General features: G+C 64.2%; 23 protein-coding genes. 11 read left to right on the forward strand and 12 right to left on the reverse strand.

Translation table 11 applies throughout. The features are described 5' to 3' along the window. Nucleotides 1-235: 235 nt before the first annotated feature. From rarD to LU688_RS01705, 4 genes are all read right to left on the reverse strand, one after another. Entirely contained in the window at nucleotides 236-1123 is an 888-nt protein-coding gene (gene rarD / locus LU688_RS01690; RefSeq protein WP_023630883.1) for an EamA family transporter RarD, read from the reverse strand. A 64-nt stretch (nucleotides 1124-1187) separates the two neighbouring features. Continuing rightward, nucleotides 1188-2162 carry a serine/threonine protein kinase gene (locus tag LU688_RS01695; protein WP_160291029.1) on the reverse strand — a complete coding sequence of 325 codons (975 nt, stop codon included), beginning with the start codon at nucleotides 2160-2162 and terminating at the stop codon, nucleotides 1188-1190. A gap of 78 nt (nucleotides 2163-2240) precedes the next feature. Beyond that, nucleotides 2241-3005, reverse strand: coding sequence for a TOBE domain-containing protein (locus tag LU688_RS01700; protein WP_160291030.1), 765 nt, complete (start codon nucleotides 3003-3005; stop codon nucleotides 2241-2243). Nucleotides 3006-3062: 57 nt separating this feature from the next. After that, nucleotides 3063-3800: a ComF family protein gene (locus tag LU688_RS01705; RefSeq protein WP_160291031.1), complete on the reverse strand. Its 738-nt coding sequence runs from the start codon at nucleotides 3798-3800 to the stop codon at nucleotides 3063-3065. An 89-nt stretch (nucleotides 3801-3889) separates the two neighbouring features. Between LU688_RS01705 and bioB the strand changes: the two genes are divergently transcribed. From bioB to LU688_RS01750, 9 genes are all read left to right on the forward strand, one after another. Then, the gene (gene bioB / locus LU688_RS01710; protein ID WP_094011531.1) at nucleotides 3890-4948 is read left to right on the forward strand and encodes a biotin synthase BioB; all 1059 of its coding nucleotides are present in this window, start codon (nucleotides 3890-3892) and stop codon (nucleotides 4946-4948) included. Nucleotides 4949-4950: 2 nt separating this feature from the next. Further along, entirely contained in the window at nucleotides 4951-6123 is a 1173-nt protein-coding gene (gene bioF / locus LU688_RS01715) for an 8-amino-7-oxononanoate synthase (protein ID WP_094011530.1), read from the forward strand. Beyond that, a complete protein-coding gene (locus LU688_RS01720; protein WP_023633172.1) occupies nucleotides 6116-6847 on the forward strand; it encodes an alpha/beta fold hydrolase in 732 nt (243 codons plus the stop codon). Before bioF ends, LU688_RS01720 begins: the two co-directional genes overlap by 8 nt. Continuing rightward, nucleotides 6840-7664: a malonyl-ACP O-methyltransferase BioC gene (gene bioC / locus LU688_RS01725; RefSeq protein ID WP_038707226.1), complete on the forward strand. Its 825-nt coding sequence runs from the start codon at nucleotides 6840-6842 to the stop codon at nucleotides 7662-7664. The genes LU688_RS01720 and bioC overlap by 8 nt, the downstream gene beginning before the upstream one ends. Before the next feature lies 1 nt (nucleotide 7665). Beyond that, nucleotides 7666-8346, forward strand: coding sequence for a dethiobiotin synthase (gene bioD, locus LU688_RS01730; RefSeq protein ID WP_094011529.1), 681 nt, complete (start codon nucleotides 7666-7668; stop codon nucleotides 8344-8346). Nucleotides 8347-8455: 109 nt separating this feature from the next. Further along, nucleotides 8456-8752 carry a hypothetical protein gene (locus LU688_RS01735; protein WP_038707227.1) on the forward strand — a complete coding sequence of 99 codons (297 nt, stop codon included), beginning with the start codon at nucleotides 8456-8458 and terminating at the stop codon, nucleotides 8750-8752. 250 nt (nucleotides 8753-9002) lie between these two features. Continuing rightward, a complete protein-coding gene (locus LU688_RS01740; RefSeq protein WP_094011528.1) occupies nucleotides 9003-10808 on the forward strand; it encodes a phenylacyl-CoA dehydrogenase in 1806 nt (601 codons plus the stop codon). 278 nt (nucleotides 10809-11086) lie between these two features. After that, on the forward strand, nucleotides 11087-12373 hold the full coding sequence (locus tag LU688_RS01745) for a GGDEF domain-containing protein (protein WP_094011527.1): 1287 nt from the start codon (nucleotides 11087-11089) through the stop codon (nucleotides 12371-12373). A 130-nt stretch (nucleotides 12374-12503) separates the two neighbouring features. Continuing rightward, complete coding sequence (locus tag LU688_RS01750) at nucleotides 12504-14282, forward strand: acyl-CoA dehydrogenase C-terminal domain-containing protein (protein ID WP_023629201.1); 1779 nt, start codon at nucleotides 12504-12506, stop codon at nucleotides 14280-14282. 379 nt (nucleotides 14283-14661) lie between these two features. Here the strand turns inward: LU688_RS01750 and LU688_RS01755 are convergent, their stop codons facing one another. After that, complete coding sequence (locus LU688_RS01755) at nucleotides 14662-15585, reverse strand: LysR family transcriptional regulator (RefSeq protein ID WP_160291032.1); 924 nt, start codon at nucleotides 15583-15585, stop codon at nucleotides 14662-14664. Between the two features lie 210 nt (nucleotides 15586-15795). Here LU688_RS01755 and LU688_RS01760 point away from each other — a divergent pair, with 210 nt between their 5' ends. Together LU688_RS01760 and LU688_RS01765 are read left to right on the forward strand one after the other, a co-directional pair. Further along, nucleotides 15796-17073: an aspartate aminotransferase family protein gene (locus LU688_RS01760; protein WP_094011525.1), complete on the forward strand. Its 1278-nt coding sequence runs from the start codon at nucleotides 15796-15798 to the stop codon at nucleotides 17071-17073. 154 nt (nucleotides 17074-17227) lie between these two features. Next, nucleotides 17228-17386 carry a YqaE/Pmp3 family membrane protein gene (locus LU688_RS01765; RefSeq protein WP_003177654.1) on the forward strand — a complete coding sequence of 53 codons (159 nt, stop codon included), beginning with the start codon at nucleotides 17228-17230 and terminating at the stop codon, nucleotides 17384-17386. 93 nt (nucleotides 17387-17479) lie between these two features. On the opposite strand, the gene LU688_RS01770 is transcribed toward LU688_RS01765, so the two are convergent. The 7 genes from LU688_RS01770 to pqqF form a co-directional block, all read right to left on the reverse strand. After that, nucleotides 17480-19291, reverse strand: a complete 1812-nt coding sequence (locus tag LU688_RS01770; protein WP_094011524.1) for an alpha/beta hydrolase family protein — start codon at nucleotides 19289-19291, stop codon at nucleotides 17480-17482. Continuing rightward, nucleotides 19272-20420, reverse strand: coding sequence for a pyrroloquinoline quinone biosynthesis protein PqqE (gene pqqE, locus LU688_RS01775; RefSeq protein ID WP_038707229.1), 1149 nt, complete (start codon nucleotides 20418-20420; stop codon nucleotides 19272-19274). Before pqqE ends, LU688_RS01770 begins: the two co-directional genes overlap by 20 nt. Further along, nucleotides 20392-20667 (reverse strand): pyrroloquinoline quinone biosynthesis peptide chaperone PqqD, encoded by a 276-nt coding sequence (gene pqqD, locus LU688_RS01780; RefSeq protein ID WP_023629204.1) that lies wholly within the window; start codon nucleotides 20665-20667, stop codon nucleotides 20392-20394. The genes pqqE and pqqD overlap by 29 nt, the downstream gene beginning before the upstream one ends. Continuing rightward, a complete protein-coding gene (gene pqqC / locus LU688_RS01785; protein WP_172670943.1) occupies nucleotides 20664-21401 on the reverse strand; it encodes a pyrroloquinoline-quinone synthase PqqC in 738 nt (245 codons plus the stop codon). Before pqqC ends, pqqD begins: the two co-directional genes overlap by 4 nt. Nucleotides 21402-21428: 27 nt before the next feature. Beyond that, entirely contained in the window at nucleotides 21429-22340 is a 912-nt protein-coding gene (pqqB, locus tag LU688_RS01790) for a pyrroloquinoline quinone biosynthesis protein PqqB (RefSeq protein ID WP_023632304.1), read from the reverse strand. A 73-nt stretch (nucleotides 22341-22413) separates the two neighbouring features. Further along, nucleotides 22414-22485: a pyrroloquinoline quinone precursor peptide PqqA gene (pqqA, locus tag LU688_RS01795; protein ID WP_003243383.1), complete on the reverse strand. Its 72-nt coding sequence runs from the start codon at nucleotides 22483-22485 to the stop codon at nucleotides 22414-22416. A gap of 170 nt (nucleotides 22486-22655) precedes the next feature. Continuing rightward, nucleotides 22656-24971 (reverse strand): pyrroloquinoline quinone biosynthesis protein PqqF, encoded by a 2316-nt coding sequence (gene pqqF, locus LU688_RS01800; protein WP_160291033.1) that lies wholly within the window; start codon nucleotides 24969-24971, stop codon nucleotides 22656-22658. Between the last annotated feature and the right edge of the window lie 36 nt (nucleotides 24972-25007).

Genomic DNA, 25007 nt, shown 5'->3' on the forward strand with positions numbered 1-25007 from the left:
CGAGGGGCAAGACGGCTCCCACGGTTATCCCGATTTAACGGGGACGCCCCTGTGGATAACCTGGGGGCGTACCGCTACAGCCCAATAACCACGCTGGTTAGCCAGCATTGAGCAAAAAACACTCAGTAATCAGTCGCTTGTGCACAAACCACGGGGACGAGGGTGTGGATAACCTCTGGAGACCTCGCTACAGGCCACGAATTTCGTGGCGTGTAGCTGTTTGATCATTAATTGATCAGGCGCGCTTGCGCAAACTCAGCCAGGCATCGACGCTGTACACCGCCAGCCCCGCCCAGATGCACGCGAACGCCAGCAGGTTGCTGGAGGTCAGGTGCTCATCGAACAGCCACACCGCTTGCAGCAGCACCAAGGTCGGCGCCAGGTACTGCAGGAAGCCCAGGGTGGTGTAGGGCAGGTGGCGCGCGGCGGCGTTGAAGCACACCAGGGGTATCAGGGTGACCGGGCCGGCGGCGATCAGCCACAGGGCCTCGCTGCTATTTAAAAACGCCAGGCTGGCGCTGTTGGCCGTCGGGTGCAGCAGCAGCCAGCCGATCGCCAGGGGTACCAGCATCCAGGTCTCGACCACCAGACCGGGCAGCGCCGCTACCGGCGCCTGCTTGCGGATGAGGCCGTAGAAGCCGAACGACAGGGCCAGCGCCAACGATACCCAGGGCAGGCTGCCGACCTGCCAGACCTGTTGCGCCACGCCCAGGGCCGCCAGGCCCACTGCCAGCCATTGCAGGCGGCGCAGGCGCTCACCGAGCAGCAACATGCCCAGTAGTACGTTGATCAGCGGGTTGATGTAGTAGCCCAGGCTTGCTTCGAGCATGCGCCCGTTGTTCACCGCCCATACATAGGTCAGCCAGTTGCCGGCGATCAGCGTGCCGCTCAGGGCCAGAATGGCCAGGCGCCTGGGGTTGTCGCGCAGTTCGCGCCACCAGCCGGGGTGTTTCCATACCAGCAGCAGGAGCGAGCCGAACAGCGCCGACCAAAGCACCCGATGGACGATGATCTCCACCGCCGGGACGCTCTGGATCGCTTTGAAGTACAGGGGGAACAGGCCCCAGATGATGTAGGCGCCAAGGCCCAGAATATACCCGCGACGCGGGTTTGCGGCGTGCATGCAGAATCCTTGCTTAGGTAGCTAAATAAAGCGACGCCTATTGTAGACAGAGCGCGGCGCGCTTCTAGAACAATTTCAACGGTTGTTCATCCAGCGCGGCCATCTGTTCGCGCAGGGCAAGGATCTGGTCGCCCCAGTAACGCGGCTGGCCGAACCACGGGAAGCTCGGCGGGAACGCCGGGTCATCCCAGCGCCGTGCCAGCCAGGCGCTGTAGTGCAGCTGGCGCAGGGCGCGCAGTGGCTCGATCAGGGCCAGCTCGCGCGGGTCGAAATCGTGGAACTCGTTGTAACCGTCGATCAGCTCGGCCAGTTGGCCGAGGCGCTCCTCGCGGCTGCCGGCAAGCATCATCCACAGGTCCTGCACCGCCGGGCCCATGCGGCAGTCGTCGAGGTCGACCACATGGTAGACGTCGTCGCGGTGCATCAGGTTGCCGGGGTGTAGGTCGCCGTGCAGGCGGATCCGCTGGTGCGGGGTGCGGGCGTAGATATCCTCGACCCGCTTGAGCAGGTCGCGGGCCACGGATTCGAAGGCCGGCAGCAGCTCGCGAGGAACGAAGCCCCCGTCCAGCAGGGTGTTGAGCGAAGCATGGCCAAAGTTGTCCACAGTCAGCTGTTCACGGTGTTCGAATGGCCGGATGGCCGCCACGGCATGCAAACGCCCGAGTAACTGACCCAGGCGATACAGCTGGTCGAGGTTGCCCGGCTCCGGAGCATGGCCGCCACGGCGCGGGAACAGGGCAAAGCGAAACCCCTGGTGCTCGAACAGGGAGCGACCCTCGTGCAGCAGCGGAGCCACCACGGGCACTTCGCACTCCGCCAGCTCGGCGGTGAAGGCGTGTTCTTCGAGGATTGCCGCATCGCTCCAGCGCCCAGGGCGGTAGAACTTGGCGATTAGCGGCTGTTCCCCCTCGATGCCCACCTGATAGACACGGTTTTCGTAGCTGTTGAGCGCCAGCACCCGCGCATCGCTGAGAAAGCCCAGGCTTTCCACGGCGTCCAGCACGAGGTCGGGGGTGAGGGTGTCGAAGGGGTGGGACATGAAAGGCTCCAGGCGCGGGAACGGCGTGGCTGCATGTTACCCCAATCACATGGCAGGCCCCGCCCTTGTCGTATACGGTTAGACCGGCACCCCCAGCAACACGAACGACGGATGGAACTGCACCCGCATCATGCTCTGCGGCCCGACTTGATACTGCGCCAGCCAGTCAGCCTCGGCGAAAGCGCACAAAGTCTGTCCGTTACCCAGCGCCAGGCGCACCTCGACGGGACCGTCCTGCTCACCGACAAGCTCCTCGACCTTGGCCTGCAGGCAATTGCTGCCTTGCGCCGCCAGTTCGTCCGGCCCCAGCAACTGTACCCACCCCGCCTTCAGCAATGCCACGACGGTGCCGCCCAGCGCCAGTTCCAGGCGCTCGGTACTGCCCCGGGTGATCAAGGCCTCGATCTCCAGACCGCCGCCCAAGTCCAGGCTGATGCGGTCATGCCGGCCTTCGCGGCGCAGCCCGCTGATCCGCCCTTGCAACTGGTTGCGCGCACTGGTGCGCAGCATCAGCCGGCCGAGCAACGCGAGGTCGTTGCTGTCCTCGGCGGATTCCAGGATCTCTGCCTGCAACGCCTGCAGCCGCTGGTACAGGCGCAGGATGCGTTCGCCTTCGGCGGACAGCCGGGCACCACCGCCCCCCCGACCCCCAGTGCTGCGCTCCACCAGCGGCTGCGCCGCCAGGTTATTGAGTTCGTCGATGGCATCCCAGGCGGCCTTGTAGCTGATACCGGCAGCCTTGGCGGCGCGGGTGATGGACCCTTGCTCGGCGACATGTTGCAGCAGGGCGATGCGCTGTGGGCGGCGGGTGATGTGCTGGGCGAGCAAGGCGGGCAGGGACATGGGCGGACATCAGGCGTGGTGTAGGTCCTGCGACGTTGCCGCCGCCACAGGGGCAAGTCAAGCCTGCCCCGGGCGCGGTGTGCGTGCCAGGCAGTAGATGTCCACCCGCCGGGCACCGGCTTTGCGCAGCAACCGGGCGATGGTCTGCGCGGTCGCCCCGGTGGTCAGCACGTCGTCGACCAGCGCCAGGTGCAGGCCTTGCAGTTCCCTGCCGGGGATGAGGGCGAAAGCCTGCCGCAGGTTGCGTTGCCGGGCCTTGGCGCCGAGCGCCTGTTGCGCCGTTGTATCACGCACCCGCTGCAGCAGGTGCTCGTCGCAGGGCAGGCGCAATTGTCTGCCCAGCCAGCGGGCGAGCATCGCTGCCTGGTTGAAGCCGCGCTGGCGCAGTCGTCGTCCGGCCAGGGGAACGGGCAACAAGCAGTCAGGCCGTGGCAAGCCTTCGTAATAGTGCTGGTTCAGGCTCTGGCCGAGCAATTGGGCCAGTAACCGCCCCAAGGGCCACTGGCTGTTGTGCTTGAAGCGGCTTATCAGGGTGTCGACGGGAAAGCCGTAATGCCAGGGCGCGATTACCCGTTTGAATGCCGGTGGGTGGCGGCTGCAGCTGCCACAGAGAAGGTCGTCCAAGGCCAGTGGCAGCGCGCATCGGCGGCATTGCTCTTGCAGCCAGGGCAGCGCCTGTTCGCAGGCGAGGCACAGGGAATAGGGCTGCCCTGCGGGCTCGTCGCAGAGTAAACAGGATTGATCGATATTTGTACAGATGTAAACCAGTATGTTCTTGATTGGTTGACAGTTCATGGGCCTTCCGTGACTATGCGAGCTATCCGTGATGCGCTGGAAGGTTTTCCTGTCCCGGCGTCAGTCAGACCATAGATAAGGAAACGCCGATGAGCGCTAGCGCAATTGCAACAACCCGTCACGACTGGTCCCTGGCCGAGGTCAAGGCACTGTTCCAGCAGCCGTTCAATGACCTGCTGTTCCAGGCCCAGACCATGCACCGCGCGCATTTCGACCCCAACCGTGTGCAGGTCTCCACGCTGCTGTCGATCAAGACCGGCGCCTGCCCGGAAGATTGCAAATATTGTCCGCAGTCCGGCCACTACAACACCGGGCTGGAAAAACAGAAGCTGATGGAAGTGCAGAAGGTGCTGGAGGAGGCCGCCCGGGCCAAGGCCATCGGTTCGACCCGCTTCTGCATGGGCGCGGCGTGGAAGCATCCTTCGGCCAAGGACATGCCTTACGTGCTGGAGATGGTCAAAGGGGTCAAGGCCATGGGCCTGGAAACCTGCATGACCCTCGGCAAGCTCGACCAGGAGCAGACCCAGGCCCTGGCCCAGGCCGGCCTGGACTACTACAACCACAACCTCGACACCTCGCCGGAGTTCTACGGCAGCATCATCACCACCCGTACCTACAGCGACCGCCTGCAGACCCTGGCCTACGTGCGTGACGCCGGCATGAAGATCTGCTCCGGCGGCATCCTTGGCATGGGCGAGTCGCTGGACGACCGCGCAGGCCTGTTGATCCAGCTGGCCAATCTGCCCGAGCACCCGGAGTCGGTGCCGATCAACATGCTGGTCAAGGTTGCCGGCACGCCGCTGGCCGACGAGGAAGACGTCGATCCGTTCGACTTCATCCGCATGCTTGCCGTGGCCCGGATCCTCATGCCCAAGTCCCACGTGCGCCTGTCGGCAGGCCGTGAGCAGATGAACGAGCAGATGCAGGCCCTGGCATTCATGGCCGGAGCCAACTCGATCTTCTACGGCGAGAAGCTGCTGACCACGGCCAACCCGCAGGCTGACAAGGACATGCAGCTGTTCGCCCGCCTGGGTATCCAGCCGGAAGCTCGCGAAGAGCACGCCGACGAAGTGCACCAGGCCGCTATCGAGCAGGCGCTGGTCGAGCAGCGCAGCAGCGAGCTGTTCTACGACGCAGCCTCGGCCTGAGCATGGCCTTCGATCTCGCCGCGCGGCTGGCCGAACGGCGTGCCGCGGACCTCTATCGTCAACGGCCGCTGCTGGAAAGCCCGCAAGGGCCGCAGGTGGTGGTCGATGGCCAGCCGCTGCTGGCCTTCTGCAGCAATGACTACCTGGGCCTGGCCAATCACCCCGAGGTGATCAAGGCCTGGCGCGATGGCGCCGAGCGCTGGGGTGTCGGCGGTGGTGCCTCGCATCTGGTGATCGGCCACAGCACGCCGCACCATGCCGTTGAAGAAGCGCTGGCCGAGTTGACCGGGCGGCCCCGGGCATTGCTGTTCTCCACCGGCTACATGGCCAACCTGGGGGCTATCACCGCGCTTGTGGGGCAGGGCGACACAGTCTTGCAGGACCGCCTCAATCACGCTTCCCTGCTCGACGGCGGGCTGCTCAGTGGCGCCCGTTTCAGCCGCTACCTGCACAACGACCCGGCCAGCTTGGCCAGTCGTCTAGAGAAAGCTACCGGCAATACCCTGGTGGTTACCGACGGCGTGTTCAGTATGGATGGCGATTGCGCCGACCTTCCGGCCCTGGCCAATGCCGCCTGCAGCCGCGACGCTTGGCTGATGGTCGACGATGCCCATGGCTTTGGTACCTTGGGCGTCAACGGCGGCGGCCTGGTCGAGCATTTCGGTCTGGGTGTCGATGATGTGCCGGTGCTGATCGGCACGCTGGGCAAGGCCTGTGGTACCGCCGGCGCCTTCGTTGCCGGCAGCGAGGACCTGATCGAGGCGCTGGTGCAGTTCGCCCGGCCGTACATCTACACCACCAGCCAGCCGCCGGCATTGGCGTGCGCCACGCTCAAGGCGCTGGAGCTGCTGCGCCGGGAGCGCTGGCGGCGTGAGCACCTGGCCGCGCTGGTCCGGCAGTTCCGTGCCGGGGCCGAGGCGATCGGCCTGACCCTGATGGATAGCCACACTGCAATCCAGCCGATCCTTATCGGCGATGCGGGGCGGGCGCTGGCATTGTCCCGCTTGCTGCGCGAACGCGGCCTGCTGGTCACAGCGATTCGCCCGCCCACCGTACCCGCCGGCAGTGCCCGTCTGCGGGTGACCCTGAGTGCTGCCCACAGTGAGGCGCAGGTGCAGCTATTGTTGAATGCATTGGCCGAGTGTTATCCACAGCTGGAGTCCGCCGATGCGTAACCGAATGATCCTTCTGCCCGGCTGGGGGCTGGGCACCGCCTCACTGGAGCCGCTGGCCGCCAGCCTGCGTGCCCAGGACCCGCGCCTGCAGGTCGAACTGATGCCGTTGCCGGATCTGCCTGACAACGACCCGCTGGCCTGGGTCGACTACCTCGACCGCAAGCTGCCCAACGACGTGTGGCTGGGCGGCTGGTCGCTGGGTGGCATGCTTGCCAGCGCCCTGGCGCACAAGCGCGGCGATCATTGCTGCGGCTTGCTCACCCTGGCCAGCAACCCCAGTTTCGTCGTTCGGCCGGACTGGCCGCACGGAATGGCGCCGGATACCTTCGGCACCTTCCTTGATGGCTGCCGCAGCCATACCCAGGTGACACTCAAGCGCTTTCGTACCTTGTGCAGCGACGGCGCGCTGCAACCGCGCACCTTGCTGCGCCAGCTGGGCGTCGGCGTGCCCGACACCGATCCGCTGTACCTGGCCACTGGGCTGGAGGTGCTGGCCAGCCTTGATACACGCGCTGCCCTGGAGCAATACGGCGGCCCGCAGTTGCACCTGTTCGCCGGTAGTGACGCGCTGGTACCGGTGGAGGCTGCCAAGGCCCTGAGCGACCTGTTGCCTGACGTGGAAGTCGGCCTGGTCGAAGACAGTTCCCACGCCTTCCTGCTGGAGTACCCGCAGGAGCTGGCGGCGGGCATCAAGAGTTTCCTGCATGAGAGTGGTGATGACTGATCTTTCCCAGCCCACCTTGCCCGGTGCCCTGCCGGACAAGCGCCAGGTGGCGGCTTCGTTTTCCCGCGCCGCGGCCAGCTACGACAGTGTCGCGGCCCTGCAGCGCGCCGTAGGCATGGCGCTGCTGGATAAACTGCCCGCAGGGCTCGCCCCAGCGCGCTGGCTGGACATGGGCAGTGGCACCGGCCATTTCAGCCGGGTCCTGGCCGAGTGCTTCAACGATGCCGATGGTGTGGCGGTGGACATCGCCGAGGGCATGTTGCGCCATGCCCGTGAGCACGGCGGCGCCCGGCACCATGTGGCAGGTGACGCCGAGCGTCTGCCGTTGCTCGATGGCAGTGTAGATCTGCTGTTCAGCAGCCTGGCGGTGCAGTGGTGCGGCCAGTTCGCCAGCGTGCTGGGTGAGGCACGGCGGGTGCTGCGCCCAGGCGGGGTGTTGGCATTCAGCAGCTTGTGCGTGGGCACCCTCGATGAGTTGCGTGCCAGCTGGCAAGCCGTCGATGGCATGGTGCATGTCAATCGCTTCCGGCGTTTCGAGGATTACCAGCGTCTATGCGGGGACAGCGGCCTGGAGCTGATCGACCTGGAGCGACGTCCCCATGTACTGCATTACCTCGACGTGCGCAGCCTGACCCACGAGCTCAAGGCACTGGGTGCGCACAACCTCAATCCGGGGCGCCCATCGGGGTTGACCGGACGCGCGCGGATGCAGGGCCTGTTGCAGGCCTATGAACAGTTCCGCCAGCCTCAGGGGCTGCCTGCCACCTATCAGGTGGTGTATGGCGTCTTGCGCAAACCGCTGGCCGGGGAGCAGTGACATGAGCCAGGCCTATTTTGTTGCCGGCACCGACACCGATGTCGGCAAGACCACCATCGCCGCGGGTCTGCTGCATGCGGCGATGCAGTCGGGGCTGAGCACGCTGGCGGCCAAGCCGGTGGCATCCGGGTGCATGGTGACGCCCAGAGGGTTGCGCAACAGCGATGCCTTGGCGTTGATCGATGAAAGCTCGGTCAAAATGCCGTATGAAGCGGTCAATCCTTTCGCTTTTGAGCCGGCCATCGCTCCACACGTGGCGGCGCACGAGGCGGGGGTGGTGTTGAGCGTACCGGTGCTGCGTGATGCGATGCAGCAGGTGCTGGCGCAGCACGCCGACTTCACCTTGATCGAAGGGGCCGGCGGCTGGCGGGTGCCGTTGTCCGACCATGCCAACCTGTCAGACCTGGCCATTGCCCTGAAACTGCCGGTAATCCTGGTGGTAGGGGTGCGGTTGGGATGTATCAACCACGCCTTGCTCAGCGCCGAAGCCATCGCCCGCGACGGCCTGCAACTGGCCGGTTGGGTGGCGAACATCGTCGATCCGCGGACATCGCGCCTGGAGGAGAACCTGTCGAGCCTGGCTGAGCGGCTGCCCGCGCCATGCCTGGGGCGCATACCCTGGTTGAAACAAGCGAGCGCCGCTGCGGTGGCGGAGCATTTGCACCTGGACCTGCTGGATTAGGCCTTTGCCTATCAGCTGGCACTAGGCTATTAGGGATTTAAACGGGCCTTTTTCCCGGTCTGCTGCTTTAATAAGGTCTGTTCATCATCCAGCGTCATGGAGTCCTGACATGGAAATCAATGCGAGTTCCGCCTTCTACGCGGGCCTGGGTGCCATCCAGAACGGGCAGAACCGGGTCGATCAGGCCGCCCAGCAGATCGCCAGCGGCGCCGTCGAGCGTGGCACCAGCGGGCAGTCCAGCGACTACCAGGCAGAGCGTCTGCGCAGCGTTGACCGCAGCCAACAGATGGATCTGGCCACCAGCACCGTGCAACTGGCCCTGGGCAAGCACGAAGTCGAACTGGGTGCCAAAGTCGCCAAGGCTTCCGATGAAATGCTCGGCCGATTCATCGACACCTACGCCTGACTCGCTGAACCACATTCGCTTACTTCGCGGGGCAAGCCCGCTTCCATTCGTGGGAGCGGGCTTGCCCCGCGATACGTTTGAGGGTGTTTGGCCGAATTGTCATATTCGGCGGCATAAATGCCATTGTTAGCCCACCTTGACAGCGAGGCGTCCTAAACGTAAGTTTCAAACAACTGTTTGACCGAAAGCCGCCAAGAGCTGGTCGGTACCCGCGGTCTCCCTACCGAACTCATCACAGAGGTTCATCGCAATGCCTGATTACAAAGCCCCCTTGCGTGATATCCGCTTCGTCCGCGACGAACTGCTCGGCTATGAGGCGCATTATCAGAGCCTGCCGGGCTGCCAGGACGCCACGCCCGACATGGTCGACGCGATCCTGCAGGAAGGCGCGAAGTTCTGTGAAGAGGTACTGGCCCCGCTGAACCGCGTCGGCGACCTGGAAGGCTGCACCTGGAGCGAGGCGGGCGTGAAGACCCCGACCGGCTTCAAGGAAGCCTACCAACAGTTCGTCGAAGGCGGCTGGCCGAGCCTGGCCCATGACGTCGAGCACGGCGGTCAGGGCCTGCCAGAATCGTTGGGCTTGGCCCTGAGCGAAATGGTCGGTGAAGCGAACTGGTCGTGGGGCATGTATCCAGGCCTCTCCCACGGTGCAATGAACACCATCTCCGAGCACGGAACCCCAGAGCAGCAGGAAACCTATCTGACCAAGCTGGTGTCCGGCGAATGGACCGGCACCATGTGCCTGACCGAACCGCACTGCGGCACCGACTTGGGCATGCTGCGCACCAAGGCCGAACCTCAGGCCGACGGTAGCTACAAAGTGTCCGGCACCAAGATCTTCATCTCTGCCGGTGAACACGACATGGCCGACAACATCGTGCACATCGTCCTGGCCCGCCTGCCCGATGCGCCGGCCGGCACCAAGGGTATCTCGCTGTTCATCGTGCCGAAGTTCCTGCCCAACGCCGAAGGAGGCGCGGGCGAGCGCAACGGCGTGAGCTGCGGCTCGCTTGAGCACAAGATGGGCATCCACGGCAACGCCACCTGCGTGATGAACTTCGACAGCGCCACCGGCTATCTGATCGGCCCCGCCAACAAGGGCCTGAACTGCATGTTCACTTTCATGAACACCGCTCGCCTGGGCACCGCGCTGCAAGGCCTGGCCCACGCCGAGGTGGCGTTCCAGGGTGGTCTGAAATATGCCCGTGACCGCCTGCAGATGCGCTCGCTGACCGGCCCTAAAGCCCCGGATAAAGCCGCTGACCCGATCATTGTCCACCCGGACGTGCGCCGCATGTTGCTGACCATGAAGGCGTTCGCCGAAGGCAACCGCGCCATGGTCTACTTCACCGCCAAGCAGGTGGACATCGTCAAGTACAGCCAGGATGAGGAAGAGCGCAAGAAGGCCGACGCGCTGTTGGCTTTCCTGACCCCGATCGCCAAGGCGTTCATGACCGAAGTTGGTTTCGAGTCGGCCAACCACGGTGTGCAGATCTACGGCGGTCATGGCTTCATCGCCGAATGGGGCATGGAGCAAAACGTACGCGACAGCCGCATTTCCATGCTGTACGAAGGCACCACAGGCATCCAGGCGCTTGACCTGCTCGGCCGCAAGGTGCTGATGACCCAGGGCGAGGCGCTCAAAGGCTTCACCAAGATCGTTCACAAGTTCTGCCAATCCCAGGAAGGCAACGCCGCCACCAAGGAGTTCGTCGAGCCGCTGGCCGCGATCAACAAGGAATGGGGCGAGCTGACCATGAAGATCGGCATGGCCGCGATGAAGGACCGCGAGGAAGTGGGTGCCGCTTCGGTGGACTACCTGATGTACTCCGGCTATGCGTGCCTGGCCTACTTCTGGGCCGACATCGCCCGCTTGGCAGCCGAGAAACTGGCAGCCGGCACCAGCGAAGAGGCGTTCTACACCGCCAAACTGCAGACTGCGCGCTTCTACTTCCAGCGCATCCTGCCGCGTACCCGCACCCACGTGGCGGCCATTCTGTCCGGCGCCGACAACCTGATGGCGATGAAGGAAGAAGACTTCGGTCTGTCCATCTAAGCCCAGACGGTTGCACGAAACCGCCTGCCGTTACCGGCAGGCGGTTTTTTTTGCCTGTGATTTTGGCTCCAGGAGCCTGTCGCGGGGCAAGCCCACAAGTTAGGCAGAGGCCCGCGATGGGCCTTGCCAACAGGCCAATGTCGCATCCAGTTACGAGAAAGTCTCAAGCTGGCCGCCATCCTTGCCGTTAAAGCGTCCGTAAATTCATCTATTCATGTGCGCTGCCGATGAAGTAGGGGCACAATGCCATTATTGATCTGCCGGGTCGGAGATTACCCTTGTTTCGTCTATCCGCTGTACGTGCGAGCCACTTTCTGCCATCGCTGATCCTTCTGCTGGCGGGGCTCGCTGCAGCCTATGTGAGGGACCTCAGTGTCTTTTTCACATCGCTGTTCAATGTTTTGCCCACCTTGGTTCTGTTACTGGGCGGCGCCTACTGCGCGGTGTATCGCCGCCAGCGTGAGCTGTTCCTGATGGTCACGGTGTACATCGCCTATTTCCTGCTCGACACCCAGACCGACTTCTACCGCGACAACGGCCGGGTCCGTGACGATGCCGCGGTGATCTTCCACTTGGTTTGCCTGTTGTTGCCGGCGCTGTTTGGCCTGTATGGCGCCTGGCAGGAACGTACGCACCTGGCCCAGGACCTTCTGGCCCGTTTCGCCGTGCTGTTCGCGGTTAGCAGCGTGGCCGTGGCGCTGGAGCAAAGTTTCCCCGAGGCGCTACTTGGCTGGCTGGCCGAGATCCGCTGGCCCTCGTTGCATGGCCAGTGGATGAGCCTAATCCAGTTGGCCTATCCGCTGTTCCTGGCGGTGTTCATCCTGTTGGTGGCGCAGTACCTGCGTGAGCCCAGGCCGTTGCATGCCGCACAGATCATCGGCCTGGTGGGTATCTTCTGGATGCTGCCCAAGACTTTCATCCTCCCCTTCACCCTGAACATCATGTGCAGCCAGGTGATGCTGATGATTGCCGCGGCGGTGTCCCACGAGGCCTACCAGATGGCCTTCCGCGATGAGTTGACCGGCCTGCCGGGACGACGGGCCTTGAACGAGCGTATGCAACGCCTGGGGCGCAACTATGTAATCGCCATGACCGACGTTGACCACTTCAAGAAATTCAACGATACCCATGGTCATGATGTCGGCGACCAAGTATTGCGCCTGGTTGCAAGCCGCTTGTCCAAGGTGACCGGCGGCGGTCGCGCCTACCGTTATGGTGGCGAAGAGTTCGCCCTGGTGTTTGCCGGCAAGACTGCCGAAGAATGCTTGCCCCACCTGGAGGCGGTACGGGAGATGATCGCCAACTATGCGATCCAACTGCGTGACCAGAACAGCCGGCCGCAGGATGACTCAACCGGTCGCCAGCGTCGCGGGGGCGGCGCAAACACCACGGTGTCGGTGACCATCAGCATCGGCGTGGCCGAGCGCCAGGCCGAGCACCGCAACCCCGATGAAGTGCTCAAGTCGGCCGACCAGGCGCTATATAGCGCCAAAGGCGCGGGACGTAACTGCGTCATGACCTTCGGCCAGCAGTCGCGTCGTGGTGCTGTGCGCATGGCAGGTTAGTGAGTGACTATGGTAGACCATTCGGTCGCATGATGACCCTATGTCTCGTAAAAGTTGTTCGGTTACACTGCGGTCATCCCAGTGCTGCGGCCCTCATCGGCCGCCCCGACCCCGATAGCGAGAGGTTGTCATGGCTGAATATAAAGCGCCCCTGCGCGATATGCGCTTCGTCCTCAATGAAGTCTTCGACGTGGCCACGCTCTGGTCGCAACTGCCCGGCCTTGCCGAGGCAGTCGATGCCGATACGGCCATGGCGGTGCTGGAGGAGGCCGGCAAGGTCACCGGCAAGACCATCGCGCCGCTGAGCCGTGCCGCCGACGAAGAGGGTTGCCATTGGGACAACGGCTCGGTGCGCACCCCGGCGGGCTTCATCGAGGCATACAACACTTATGCCGAAGGTGGCTGGGTCGGCGTTGGCGGCGATCCGCTCTTCGGTGGCATGGGCATGCCCAAGGTCGTTTCGGCCCAGGTCGAGGAAATGGTCAATGCCTCGAGCCTGGCCTTCGGCCTGTACCCGATGCTGACCGCCGGCGCCTGCCTGTCGATCAACGCCCACGCCAGTGAAGCGCTCAAGGAAAAGTACCTGCCGAACATGTACTCGGGTGTCTGGGCCGGCTCCATGTGCCTCACCGAGCCCCACGCCGGTACCGACCTGGGCATCATCCGCACCAAGGCCGAGCCCCAGGCTGATGGCAGCTACAAGGTCAGCGGCACCAAGATCTTCATCACCGGTGGCGAGCACGATCTCACCGAGAACATCATCCATCTGGTACTGGCCAAGCTGCCGGATGCACCGGCAGGCCCGAAAGGCATCTCGCTGTTTCTGGTGCCCAAGTTCCTGGTCAACGAAGATGGCAGTCTCGGCGCGCGCAACCCGGCCACTTGCGGCTCGATCGAGCACAAGATGGGCATCCAGGGCTCGGCCACCTGCGTGATGAACTTCGACGAAGCGGTCGGCTATATCGTCGGCGAGCCGAACAAAGGCCTGGCAGCCATGTTCACCATGATGAACTACGAGCGCCTGGGGGTTGGCATCCAGGGCCTGGCCTCGGCCGAGCGCTCCTACCAGAACGCCGTGGAGTATGCCCGCGACCGTCTGCAGAGCCGCGCCCCGACCGGCCCGCAGGCCAAGGACAAGGTGGCCGACCCGATCATCGTCCACCCGGACGTGCGCCGCATGCTGCTGACCATGAAGGCGCTGACCGAAGGCGGCCGGGCGTTCTCCACCTATGTGGCGATGCAGCTCGACAGCGCCAAGTACAGCGAAGACGCCGCGACCCGCAAGCGCAGTGAGGAACTGGTGGCGCTGCTTACCCCGGTTGCCAAGGCCTTCCTCACCGACCTGGGTCTGGAGTGCACGGTGCATGGCCAGCAGGTCTTCGGCGGCCATGGCTACATCCGTGAGTGGGGCCAGGAGCAGCTGGTGCGCGATGTGCGCATCACCCAGATCTACGAAGGCACCAATGGTATCCAGGCACTGGACCTGGTCGGTCGCAAGGTGGTGGCCAGTGGTGGCGCTTACTACAAGCTGTTCGCCGACGAGATTCGCGAGTTCATCGCCGTCAGCGCTGCTGACCTTGGCGAGTTCACCAAGCCCCTGGCGGCCTCCCTCGACCAGCTCGACGAGCTGACCAACTGGGTGCTGGATCAGGCCAAGGGCAACCCCAACGAGATCGGCGCGGCTTCGGTCGAATACCTGCACGCATTCGGTTATGTCGCCTACGCCTACATGTGGGCACTGATGGCGCGGGCTGCCAAGGCCGGCGAAGGCGATGCGGACTTCTATGGCGCCAAGTTGGGCACGGCACGTTTCTACTTTGCACGCCTGTTGCCGCGAGTCCATTCGCTGGCGGCGTCGGTGAAAGCTGGTAGCGAATCGCTGTACCTGCTGGACGCTGCGCAGTTCTGACCCCGAGCGGACTGCTTGATAACCTGATTGCGGCATGAGGCCGCCCGGCACCGGATACATCCGGTGCCGGGCGGCTTTTTGTTTTGCCGGCGGCACATGTTTGTGAACAAACCTCTTTTGTAAGCTTTGGCTTACAAGACGTGGTGACGTTTCGCCTCTTTCCTGAGATTGGATCCACGGTTACTCTTTCTTACATGGACGTAGCGCAGGACGCGCAATGGACAGAGCAGGACGCCTTACAAGGAAGTTGCGCAGGAAGCGCGAAAAGATAGAACAGGGACAAGAAGGATTTCCTGCCAGGATGGCGGGGTGATAGGGATGTCGAAGGGAAACAGTCTGGAAAACCCCGCTTAGGCGGGGTTTTCTTTATGGGCGCGTTTCAGACAAGCACGTCCAACGGTGAAATCCCCAGCTGGCGTGGGTCGGCTTCTTCCTCCAACAAGCTGCGCAGCAGCTCGACCGAGGCCTGTTGACGTTGTGCGTCACGAAACAACAGGCCTACCTTCAACGGAATACGTGGCTCGCTGAGAGGTTTCCATAGCAGCTCCTGGTCGTCCTGGGTGGCTTCCTTGGCCCGACCCGGCAGGATGGTCGCCAGCGCAGTGTGCGCCAGGCTGTCGAGGATACCCGCCATGTTGTTCATCTCGGCCTGCACCTGCGGCCTGCGCCCTTGGCTGGCCAGTTGCGCCTTCCAGATCTGGCGGATCTGGAATTCTTCGCCAAGCATCAGCATCGGTAACTCGGCAGCCTGACGCATCGAGACTTTCTTGAAGTCCTTCAACGGGTGGGCACGGGGGATGACCAACTGCAGTTCATCTTCGTACAGCAGCAAGCCATGCAGGCCAGGCTGGCGTGGCGGCAGGTAGCTGATGCCGATGTCCAGGCTGCCGTTGAGCAGGCGCCGCTCGATCTCTGACCCCGACAGTTCATAGATCTGTACCACCAGGTGCGGCTGGGCTTTGCGCACCCGCTCCAGAAGTTGCGGCACCAGGCTTGGCCGCACGGTCTGCAGTACCCCGATAGCCAGGGTGCGCAGTGATTGGCCCTTGAAGTTGCCCATGGCCTCGTGGGCCCGTTGAAGGCCTTCGAGCAAGGGCACGGCGTGGTTGTACAGGGTATGCGCGGCGAGCGTGGGCAGCAGGCGTTTGTTGCTGCGTTCAAACAGGCTCAGGTCGAGGCTGTGCTCCAGCTGGCGAATCTGTTGGGACAGCGCTGGCTGGGACAGCGAAAGGCGTTCGGCGGCGCGGCCCACATGGCCTTCTTCATAGACCGCGACGAAGTAACGCAGTTGGCGAAAATCCATAAGTGATACTTATCGAAAAAGCTGAGAAATCGAAATGGCCGGGAAACGACTAGAGCCCTAGTCTATCGCCGTATTCCAACGGGTTACAGCGCTCAACCCGGCGATTGTTACCGCAGCTGAGAAACACTTTTGATAGGCAAGGCAGAATATTCAATTCCGGCGTCAGACCGGAGCCTTGACCGCCCACCACCGTGATTGGCCGGAGTCCCGATGAACCTGTTCAACCTGCGCCGTTCGGCACCCGCCGTCGCCGAGCCCAAGGGTGCCTCGGTGAGCGTGCCGGCCGCCGCGCAGTGCTCCCGCGAGCGGCTGATGCCCAGCATCGAACGTGCGCCGCACGTGTTCGTGCGAGGCCAGGGATCGTGGTTGTGGGACGACGAGGGTCACGCCTACCTGGACTTCACCCAGGGTTGCGCGGTGAACAGTCTGGGCCACAGCCCGAGCGTGCTGGTCAAGGCCCTGGGCGACCAGGCCCAGGCCTTGATCAATCCAGGCGCGGGCTACCACAGCCGCGGCCTGCTGAACCTGGCCGAGTTGCTGTGCCAGCGCACCGACAGTGATCAGGCCTACCTGCTCAACAGTGGCGCCGAGGCCTGCGAGGGGGCGATCAAGCTGGCGCGCAAATGGGGCCAGCTGCACCGCAACGGCGCCTATCACATCATTACCGCCAGCCAAGGTTGCCATGGGCGCACGCTCGGGGCGTTGTCGGCGTCCGACCCGCTGCCATGCAACCGTTGCGAGCCCGGCTTGCCGGGCTTCAGCAAGGTGCCTTTCAACGACCTGGCGGCGCTGCATGCGGCGGTCGACTCGCGCACCGTGGCGATCATGCTCGAGCCGATACAGGGTGAGGCCGGCGTGATTCCGGCCACCCGTGAGTACCTCCAGGGTGTCGAGCGGTTGTGCCGTGAGCTGGGCATTCTGCTGATCCTCGATGAGGTGCAGACCGGTGTAGGACGTTGCGGCGCCCTGTTGGCAGAGGAAACCTACGGCGTGCGGGCCGACATCATCACTCTCGGCAAAGGCCTGGGCGGCGGTGTGCCGTTGGCCGCGCTGCTGGCCCGCGGACGCGCCTGCTGCGCCGAACCGGGCGAGCTGGAAGGCAGCCACCATGGCAACGCACTGATGAGCGCTGCCGGGATGGCTGTGCTGCAGACCGTGCTGGAGAAGGGGTTCTTCGAGCAGGTGATGGACAGTGGTCGCCACCTGCGCGATGGCCTCAGCCGCCTGGCTGGCCGCTATGGCCAGGGCGAAGTGCGTGGCCAGGGGCTGCTGTGGGGGCTGCAACTGCGTGAGGGGACCGCAGTGCCGCTGGTCGAGGCGGCATTGCAGGAAGGCTTGCTGCTCAATGCCCCGCAGGCCGATGTTGTGCGCTTCTCGCCGGCGCTGACCGTGAGCAAAGGCAACATCGACGAAATGCTTCAGCGCCTGGCCCGGGCGTTCACCCGGCTGCATGCCCACCAGCACAATCGCCGCGAAGTTCCGGCCTGACTTGGCACCGGCATACAGAATTTCAACGAACCGTCTCGCGTTCCTGCGCATCGCCTCTGGTCTGAAATACATGGCCAGGGGCGTTTTTTTGCCCGGTGGAACCTCCGGGCGGTGCGACTAGTCTGTGTTGATACACTTTCAAGGAGCGCACCGCATGGACTTCATTCGCATCATCATCGCTATCCTCCTGCCACCGCTGGGCGTATTTCTCCAGGTGGGATTCGGTGGCGCGTTCTGGCTGAACATCCTGCTGACCCTGCTGGGTTATATCCCCGGGATCGTGCACGCGGTGTACATCATTGCCAAGCGCTGAGAGCAAAGACCGCTCTGCAAGCATGAACTGCGTGGGAGCGGCGCACCGCCGCTCCCACGCAGTTGCAGTTGAAGCCTGAAACTCTGTTTTGCCCTACCGGCCTAGCAACCGGCAGTAGAACTTCCACTCTTCGTCGAGCGCATGCGCCAGATTCGCCGCCTGGCGAAACCCATGCCGCTCGCCCGCATAAAAATGCCCCTCGGCTTGGATGCCATTGGCCTGTAGGGCCTCGAGCATCAAGCGTGTCTGCCCCGGTACCACCACCGCATCCAGCTCACCCTGGAAGAAAATCACCGGTACCTTGATCCGTCCGGCGTGCAGCAATGGTGTGCGCTGGCGATATCGATCGGCATCGCGTTGCGGGTCGCCGATCAGCCAGTCCAGGTAGTCGCTTTCGAACTTGTGGGTGGCCCTGCCCAGCGCTTCGGGGTCGCTGACGCCGTACAGGCTGGCGCCGCCACGGAACACATCCTGGAAGGCCAAGGCGCATAGGGTAGTGTAGCCCCCCGCGCTGCCACCGCGGATGAAGGCCTGGGCCGGGTCGATCAGGCCCAGCTCGGCAAGATGCCTGACTGCCCCGCAGGCGTCCTCGACGTCGCATTCGCCCCAGCGCAGGTACAGCGCCTGGCGATAAGCGCGACCGTAGCCGCTGCTGCCTCGGTAGTTGAGGTCGGCGACGGCGAAGCCGCGTTGGGTCCAATACTGGATACGCGAGTCGAGCACCGGGTAGCAGGCCGAGGTCGGGCCGCCATGGATGAACACCACCAGTGGGGGTAGGCCGGCCGTACCTTGCATGGCTGGGTAGAAGAAGCCGTGGGCCGAACCATCGCCACTGGCATAGTGGATCGGCTGGGGGCGGCTGATGTGTTCCACCGGTAGCACCTCGGCGCCGCCTGCCAGTACTTCGACTGCGTGGCTGCGCTGGTCGATGGCGATCACCGCCGCTGGGCTGATCGGCGAGGCGGCCACTGCATAGATGCGCTCGTTATCCAAGGCCAGGCCACGGAACCGCGTGTATGCACTGGCATAGCGTTCCACTTCGCCGCTGTCGCGGCGCAACCCCAGTTCTCCGAAGCCGTCCTCGAACCAGCTGGCCAGATAGCTGGCGGGGCCGAGGGCCAGCCAAGTGCTGGCGCCCAGCTGCCAAGGAGCTGCGGCGTGGTCTGCGGATGCGGCGGGCAGACGTTGCCAGTGTCCGTCGAGCTCGCCCCAGGGTTGCCAGAAACCGTCGCGATCGGAAAGGCAGTACAAGCGGCCTTGCTCATCGAAGCGGGGCTGCTGCAAGGATTCGTCCTGCGCGGCGACGCAGCGTACCGCGCCCCAGGCGCCAGAAGGTTCGCGTTCCCGGCACATCAGGCGGGTGACGGTCCAGGGTTGCGCCGGCCGGTCCCACTCGATCCAGGCCAGGCGGCATCCATCGTGGCTCAGTGTGGGGGAGGCATAGAAGTCGGCGCCTTCTGCCAGGATCTGTCGATGCTCTGCGGTGAGACCCACAAGGCGATGCTCGACCTGCTCCCCGTGGTGTTCCTCGACGGCCAGAACCAGGCCCGCATGCCACTGCACATCACCGTAGCGGCGGTCGTCAGCATGGGTGAGCCGGTGCGGCAAGCTGCCGTCCAGTGCCTGCAGATAGACCTGCTGGTCCTGTTCGTTGACGAACACCAGCCCTTCGTCGCTCAGGCAAAAACTGCCGCCGCCGTACTCGTAGACCCGGCTGCGCACACTGAACCCCTCCGGGGTCAGGCAACGTGCCTGGTGGTCGCGCCAATGCCAGATCCGACAAGCGCCATCGGCCGGCCGGAACTCGTTCCAGAACACACCGTGTTCGCCGACCTTCAGTTCGGCGAAGTCGGTCCCGGCGGCCACCGCCTGGGTGGCGCTGAACTCAGCCGCGGGCAATGACATGGGAGTTGCGCTCGTTGCGGAAGGTCATCTGTTCAATCTCCAGCGTAGCGTGCTCGGCTTCTTCGCGGGCCTTGAGGATGATGCCGTGGTCCGGTGACTTGGCGCACACCGGGTCGGCCTTGCTGGCATCGCCGGTGAGCATGAAGGCCTGGCAGCGGCAGCCGCCGAAGTCCTTTTCCTTCTCGTCGCACGAGCGGCACGGCTCGGGCATCCAGTCATAGCCCCGGAAGCGGTTGAAGCCGAACGAGTCGTACCAGATGTGGCGCAGGTCATGGTCGCGCACATTGGGGAACTGCACCGGCAGCTGGCGCGCGCCATGGCAGGGCAGGGCGGTGCCGTCCGGGGTGATGGTCAGGAACAGGCTGCCCCAGCCATTCATGCAGGCCTTGGGGCGCTCTTCGTAGTAGTCGGGGGTGACGAAGATCAGCTTGCACGGGCTGCCTTCGGCCTTGAGCTTGTCGCGGTACTCATTGGTGATGCGCTCGGCCCGTTCCAGCTGGGCGCGGGTCGGCAGCAGGCCAAGGCGGTTGAGGTGCGCCCAGCCGTAGAACTGGCAGGTGGCCAGCTCCACGAAGTCGGCCTCAAGGGCGATGCACAGCTCGATGATGCGGTCGATCCGGTCGATGTTGTGCCGATGGGTGACGAAGTTGAGCACCATCGGGTAGCCGTGGGCCTTCACCGCCCGGGCCATCTCCAGTTTCTGCGCGAAGGCCTTCTTCGAGCCGGCCAGCAGGTTGTTCACCTGCTCGTCGCTGGCCTGGAAGCTGATCTGGATATGATCCAGCCCGGCCTGCTTGAACGCGGCGATCTTCTGCTCGGTCAGGCCGATGCCGGAGGTGATCAGGTTGGTGTAGTAGCCCAGGCGCCGGGCCTCGCCGATCAGCTCGGCGAGGTCCTGGCGCACCAGCGGTTCGCCGCCGGAAAAACCGATTTGCGCGGCGCCCATCTCGCGGGCTTCGGCCATCACCTTGAACCACTGCTCGGTGCTCAGCTCTTTGCCCTGCTCGGCGAAATCCAACGGGTTCGAGCAGTACGGGCACTGCAGCGGGCAGCGGTAGGTGAGTTCGGCCAGGAGCCACAACGGCAGGCCGACCGGCACCTCAGGCGAGGGTGATCCAGTGTTCGGCACGGGCCACCTCCATGAACTGCTCGATGTCGTCGGCGACTTCGGGCACACCGGGGAACTGCTGTTGCAGCTCGCTAATGATCGCGGCGACGCTGCGCTGGCCATCGATCAGTCCGCCAATCAGGCCCGCGCTGTCGTTGAGCTTGATCATCCCCTCGGGGTACAGCAGCACATGGCCCTTTTGCGCGGGCTCGTACTGGAAACGATAGCCGGGGCGCCAGGCGGGCACTTGTTGACGGTCGAAACTCATAGGGCAATCCCCTTGTGCCAGACCCGCTCGGCGGTGACGCTGTGATACGGCGGGCGGTTCAGTTCATAGGCCATGCTCATGGCATCGAGCATGCTCCACAGGATATCCAGCTTGAACTGCAGGATCTCCAGCATGCGCTCCTGCCCTTCGCGGGTGGTGTAGTGCTGCAGGGTGATCGCCAGACCGTGTTCTACATCACGCCGGGCCTGGCCCAGGCGGGTGCGGAAGTATTCGTAGCCGGCCGGGTCGATCCACGGGTAGTGCTGCGGCCAGCTGTCCAGGCGCGACTGGTGGATCTGTGGGGCGAACAGTTCGGTCAGCGAGCTGCTGGCGGCCTCCTGCCAGCTGGCGCGGCGGGCGAAGTTGACATAGGCGTCGACGGCGAAGCGCACGCCGGGCAATACCAGCTCCTGGCTACGCAATTGGTCCGGGTCCAGGCCCACGGCCTGGCCCAGGCGCAACCAGGCCTCGATGCCTCCGTCCTCGCCGGGTGCGCCATCGTGGTCGAGCAGGCGCTGGATCCACTCGCGGCGGATTTCGCGGTCCGGGCAGTTGGCCAGGATCGCCGCATCCTTCATCGGGATGTTGACCTGGTAGTAGAAGCGGTTGGCCACCCAGCCCTGGATCTGCTCGCGGCTGGCGCGGCCTTCATACATCGCCACGTGGTAGGGGTGATGGATGTGGTAATAGGCACCCTTGGCGCGCAGGGCCTGCTCGAACTCGGCAGGGGACATCGGCGTTGCGTCGCTCACAGGGCCTCCTTACAGCTCGATACTCATGCCATCGAAGGCGACTTCCACGCCCCGGCGCTGTACTTCGGCGCGTTCCGGCGAGTCTTCGTCGAGGATCGGGTTGGTGTTGTTGATGTGGATAAGCACCTTGCGCTGACGTGGGAAACCGTCCAGCACCTCGAGCATGCCGCCCGCGCCATTCTGCGCCAGGTGGCCCATCTCGCGGCCGGTGCGGGTGCCGACACCGCGGCGCTGCATCTCATCATCCTCCCACAGGGTGCCGTCGACCAGCAGGCAGTCGGCGCCGTGCATCATCTCCAGCAGCTTGGCGTCGACCTGGCCCAGGCCCGGCGCGTAGAACAGCTTGCCGCCGGTGCGGGTGTCCTCCACCAGCAGCCCGAGGTTGTCGCCCGGGTGCGGGTCGAAACGGTGCGGCGAGTAGGGCGGTGCGGCGCTGCGCAGTGGGAAGGGGGTAAAGCGAAGGTTAGGGCAGGCATTGATGACGAAGCTGCCAGCCAGCTCAATGCGGTTCCACACCAGCCCGCCGTTCCAGTGGCTGAGCATGTTGAACAGCGGGAAGCCGGTGGTCAGGTCCTGGTGGACCATATCGGTGCACCACACCTGGTGCGGGCAGCCTTCGCGCAGGCTGAGCAGGCCGGTGGTGTGGTCGATCTGGCTGTCGAGCAGGACGATGGCATCGATACCGGTGTCACGCAGGGCACGGGCCGGCTGCATCGGCGCGAAGGCCTGGAGCTGGGCGCGGATGTCCGGTGAGGCATTGCACAGGATCCAGTGCTCGCCGTCGTCGGACAGGGCGATGGACGACTGGGTACGCGCCGTGGCGCGCAGGGTGCCGTCGCGGTAGCCCTTGCAGTTGACGCAGTTGCAGTTCCACTGGGGGAAGCCGCCACCGGCGGCGGAACCGAGAATCTGGATGTACATGCGCGCCCTCGTAAACGCTGATCCGAAAAACGACAACGCCCCGGCGGGCCGAGGCGTCGTAACGCACTGCCGCTCAGCGGTTGGCGAAGTACATGGTAACTTCGAAGCCGATACGCAGGTCAGTGTATGCAGGTTTGGTCCACATGGGTTTGCTCCTTCCGGATGGGGTTTGAGGTGGTCGGTTCATTATTGGGTTCTCTCAGGCACGAGAGGTTCCATTGACCGAGATTGCGCTATCTTACAAGAAAAAATTGTACCGAAAGGTTAATTATTCGAAATGTGCCCTTGCGCAAACGGTAACAATCATTTCGGCCCTCACCGCCATTTGGCGTCCGGCGCGACGGCATTGGCCAGGCAAAGCCAACCGTGCCTGGCGTCGATGAGTTGCTGCAGTAGTTCGTCCAACTGAACTTGCTCGACATTGAGAATAGACCGGCGCATCCGCGACAGGTCCGGATTGTGGGTCGCCATATGTGCCTGCCAGGCCCATTGAGCGACATCGGCATTGCTCATCGCCGCTTCGTCGAACTGCTTTGCCAACTGCGCACGGGCAGCGGCGTCCAGTGCGACGCCTCGACTTAGCAGTTCCAGCAGGTGGCCAAGGATCTGCGCGTGGCTGGCGTGCGGCGATTGCACGCCGAACAGGAGCCCACCGTAGCCTTCGATCTGACGAAAGGCGCTGAACACCGCATAACCCAATTGCAGCTCGACGCGCAGACGTTGATAGACGGGGCCTTGCAACAGATGGGCGAGCAGGCGGCCGGTGGGCTGCAGGTGCGCAGGCAATGGACAGAACAGCAGCAGTGCGGGCTCGCTGCCCGAAGTCTGGATTTGCCGCCAGTGGCGCTCGTGGAACGGATGAGGCTCTGAGGGCTCGGCAGGTTGACCCATGAGGCTTTGCAGTACCGTTCCCAGCGCCCCCTGTTGCGCCGCGTCGAATCCTTGCGCCAACCCCTGCCACCGGGCCTGCTGCCAGAGTGAATCGAGCTGCGGCTGGTCCGGCGTGCAGGCCGGTAGTGGTTGCATTGCGCCCATCAGCAAGGTGTTCGGCAGTGCCTTGAGTAACGCGCGGATCGGTATCAAGGGGGCTTCGGCTGCCGTTGGTGCCTGCCAATGCTGCCTGGCAGGCGCGCGCAGCAACGCAAGCGCCTCCTGTGTGGCGTTGATCACGGCCAGGGGATGCCCCGCCAGGTGCAACTGCCAGTACTCGCCGCAGGCCTCGAAGCCCAGGTGCAATGCCGCCTGCGTGGCACGCTCGCGCAACGGTCGAAGGCTGTGCTCGAGAACGGTCCACAGGCGTTGGCGCAGAGGTGACGGAACCTGCCAGCGCAGGTCCAGGGCCGTGAACTGGCGTGCTGGCGGCAGGCAGTGGCCGATAGCGAGCGCGGCTGGCAATGCACTGCCGATCGTGGGCAGGGCGTCTGCCAGCAGTGCTTCCTCGGGTGGCAGTTGCCAGTCCCCTGCAGCCATGGATGGCAGGTCGGCCAACAGTGCATCGAAGGCGGCCAGTCCTTGGCCCGACAGACCGCTGAACGACCGGCCGGCGCTGTCGCGCTGGGCCAGTTCGAGCGCGCTTCCAGCTTGTTCCCGGCGCTGCTGTAGTTGAGTGAAGCGCAGGTTCAGCTGTCCAGGATCCTGCTGGCGTAGAAAGCCCAGCCAGCCATGCAGCAGCGCCCGGGCCTCGGCCAGGCAGGCCTCGTCCGACAGCTGCAACTGGACATGCCAGAGCAGCTGCCCGGCATGGGCGTGGAGTTGTTGCGCCTTGCAGTCCTGCAGCCAGCCCCGTTTGCGCAAGGCATCCAGCCAACCGCCAGGCCGGCTGTCGGTGAGCTGGGCCAGTAACAATTCAAGCGCCTGCTCCGCGCCTTCCGGCATGCGTTCATGGGCGAACAGCCAGTCCTGACGGGCACCCCATGCGGTTGGCTGGCGCAAAGGCGCTTCGAGCAAGGCGGGCGGCGGATTGCGGACGGCGCCCGGACCCTGGGCGAACAACTTGCCGTAACGTCTGCCCAGTTGTGCCAGCTCATCCAGTGACTGCGGGCCGACCAGGCTCAAGGTAAGCTGCGTGCCTTGATAGTGGTGTTGATGGAACAGTCTCAGCCCTTGCTGGAAGGCCGGGCTTTCCAGCGGCAGGCTGTAGCGGTTGCCCGCATGGAAAGCGCTCAGCGGATGGCGCGCCGACACCGATTGCAACAGAGTGAACTGGCGTTGGGCTTCGGGGTTGCGCGACCAGGCGATGAACTCGGCATGAATCACCTCGCGTTCGCGGCGCTGGCGCTCGATGGCAAAGTCCGGTTCGGCGAGCATCTGGCACAGACGCTCCAGCCCGCCGGCCAGCGCCATGGGCGGCACTTCGAAGAAGAAGTCGGTGGTGCGCTCGCGGGTGCTGGCGTTGACCTGGCCACCCAGGCCCTGGACATAGCGCATGAGGCCGTCGTGCAGCGGGAAGCGCGCGGTGCCGAGGAAGAACAGGTGTTCGAGAAAGTGCGCCAGGCCCGGCCAGCGCGCCGGGGCGTCGTGGCTGCCTGCATGCACCCGCAGCGCTGCCGCAGCGCGCTTGAGGCGTGGGGCATGGCGCAGGGTCAGGTGCAGGCCGTTGGCGAGGGTGAGGTGGCGAATGGCGTCGGACATGACGCCATGCTAGCGCGCAATGCTGAGGTTGTCTGG

The organism is Pseudomonas soli (assembly GCF_021283165.2).
GTDB classification, from domain to species: Bacteria; Pseudomonadota; Gammaproteobacteria; order Pseudomonadales; family Pseudomonadaceae; genus Aquipseudomonas; species Aquipseudomonas soli.

Excerpts from the sequence above, each read along its gene's own strand:
- LU688_RS01720 (WP_023633172.1), top strand. The coding sequence starts at position 6,116 with ATGCGTAACCGAATGATCCTTCTGCCCGGCTGGGGGCTGGGCACCGCC.
- LU688_RS01750 (WP_023629201.1), top strand. The coding sequence starts at position 12,504 with ATGGCTGAATATAAAGCGCCCCTGCGCGATATGCGCTTCGTCCTCAAT.
- bioB (WP_094011531.1), top strand. The coding sequence starts at position 3,890 with ATGAGCGCTAGCGCAATTGCAACAACCCGTCACGACTGGTCCCTGGCC.
- bioF (WP_094011530.1), top strand. The coding sequence starts at position 4,951 with ATGGCCTTCGATCTCGCCGCGCGGCTGGCCGAACGGCGTGCCGCGGAC.
- LU688_RS01770 (WP_094011524.1), bottom strand. The coding sequence starts at position 19,291 with ATGTCATTGCCCGCGGCTGAGTTCAGCGCCACCCAGGCGGTGGCCGCC.
- LU688_RS01695 (WP_160291029.1), bottom strand. The coding sequence starts at position 2,162 with ATGTCCCACCCCTTCGACACCCTCACCCCCGACCTCGTGCTGGACGCC.
- pqqD (WP_023629204.1), bottom strand. The coding sequence starts at position 20,667 with ATGAGTTTCGACCGTCAACAAGTGCCCGCCTGGCGCCCCGGCTATCGT.
- LU688_RS01705 (WP_160291031.1), bottom strand. The coding sequence starts at position 3,800 with ATGAACTGTCAACCAATCAAGAACATACTGGTTTACATCTGTACAAAT.
- LU688_RS01755 (WP_160291032.1), bottom strand. The coding sequence starts at position 15,585 with ATGGATTTTCGCCAACTGCGTTACTTCGTCGCGGTCTATGAAGAAGGC.
- pqqF (WP_160291033.1), bottom strand. The coding sequence starts at position 24,971 with ATGTCCGACGCCATTCGCCACCTCACCCTCGCCAACGGCCTGCACCTG.
- bioC (WP_038707226.1), top strand. The coding sequence starts at position 6,840 with ATGACTGATCTTTCCCAGCCCACCTTGCCCGGTGCCCTGCCGGACAAG.
- pqqB (WP_023632304.1), bottom strand. The coding sequence starts at position 22,340 with ATGTACATCCAGATTCTCGGTTCCGCCGCCGGTGGCGGCTTCCCCCAG.
- LU688_RS01735 (WP_038707227.1), top strand. The coding sequence starts at position 8,456 with ATGGAAATCAATGCGAGTTCCGCCTTCTACGCGGGCCTGGGTGCCATC.
- pqqC (WP_172670943.1), bottom strand. The coding sequence starts at position 21,401 with ATGTCCCCTGCCGAGTTCGAGCAGGCCCTGCGCGCCAAGGGTGCCTAT.
- LU688_RS01700 (WP_160291030.1), bottom strand. The coding sequence starts at position 3,005 with ATGTCCCTGCCCGCCTTGCTCGCCCAGCACATCACCCGCCGCCCACAG.
- rarD (WP_023630883.1), bottom strand. The coding sequence starts at position 1,123 with ATGCACGCCGCAAACCCGCGTCGCGGGTATATTCTGGGCCTTGGCGCC.
- bioD (WP_094011529.1), top strand. The coding sequence starts at position 7,666 with ATGAGCCAGGCCTATTTTGTTGCCGGCACCGACACCGATGTCGGCAAG.
- LU688_RS01765 (WP_003177654.1), top strand. The coding sequence starts at position 17,228 with ATGGACTTCATTCGCATCATCATCGCTATCCTCCTGCCACCGCTGGGC.
- LU688_RS01740 (WP_094011528.1), top strand. The coding sequence starts at position 9,003 with ATGCCTGATTACAAAGCCCCCTTGCGTGATATCCGCTTCGTCCGCGAC.
- LU688_RS01760 (WP_094011525.1), top strand. The coding sequence starts at position 15,796 with ATGAACCTGTTCAACCTGCGCCGTTCGGCACCCGCCGTCGCCGAGCCC.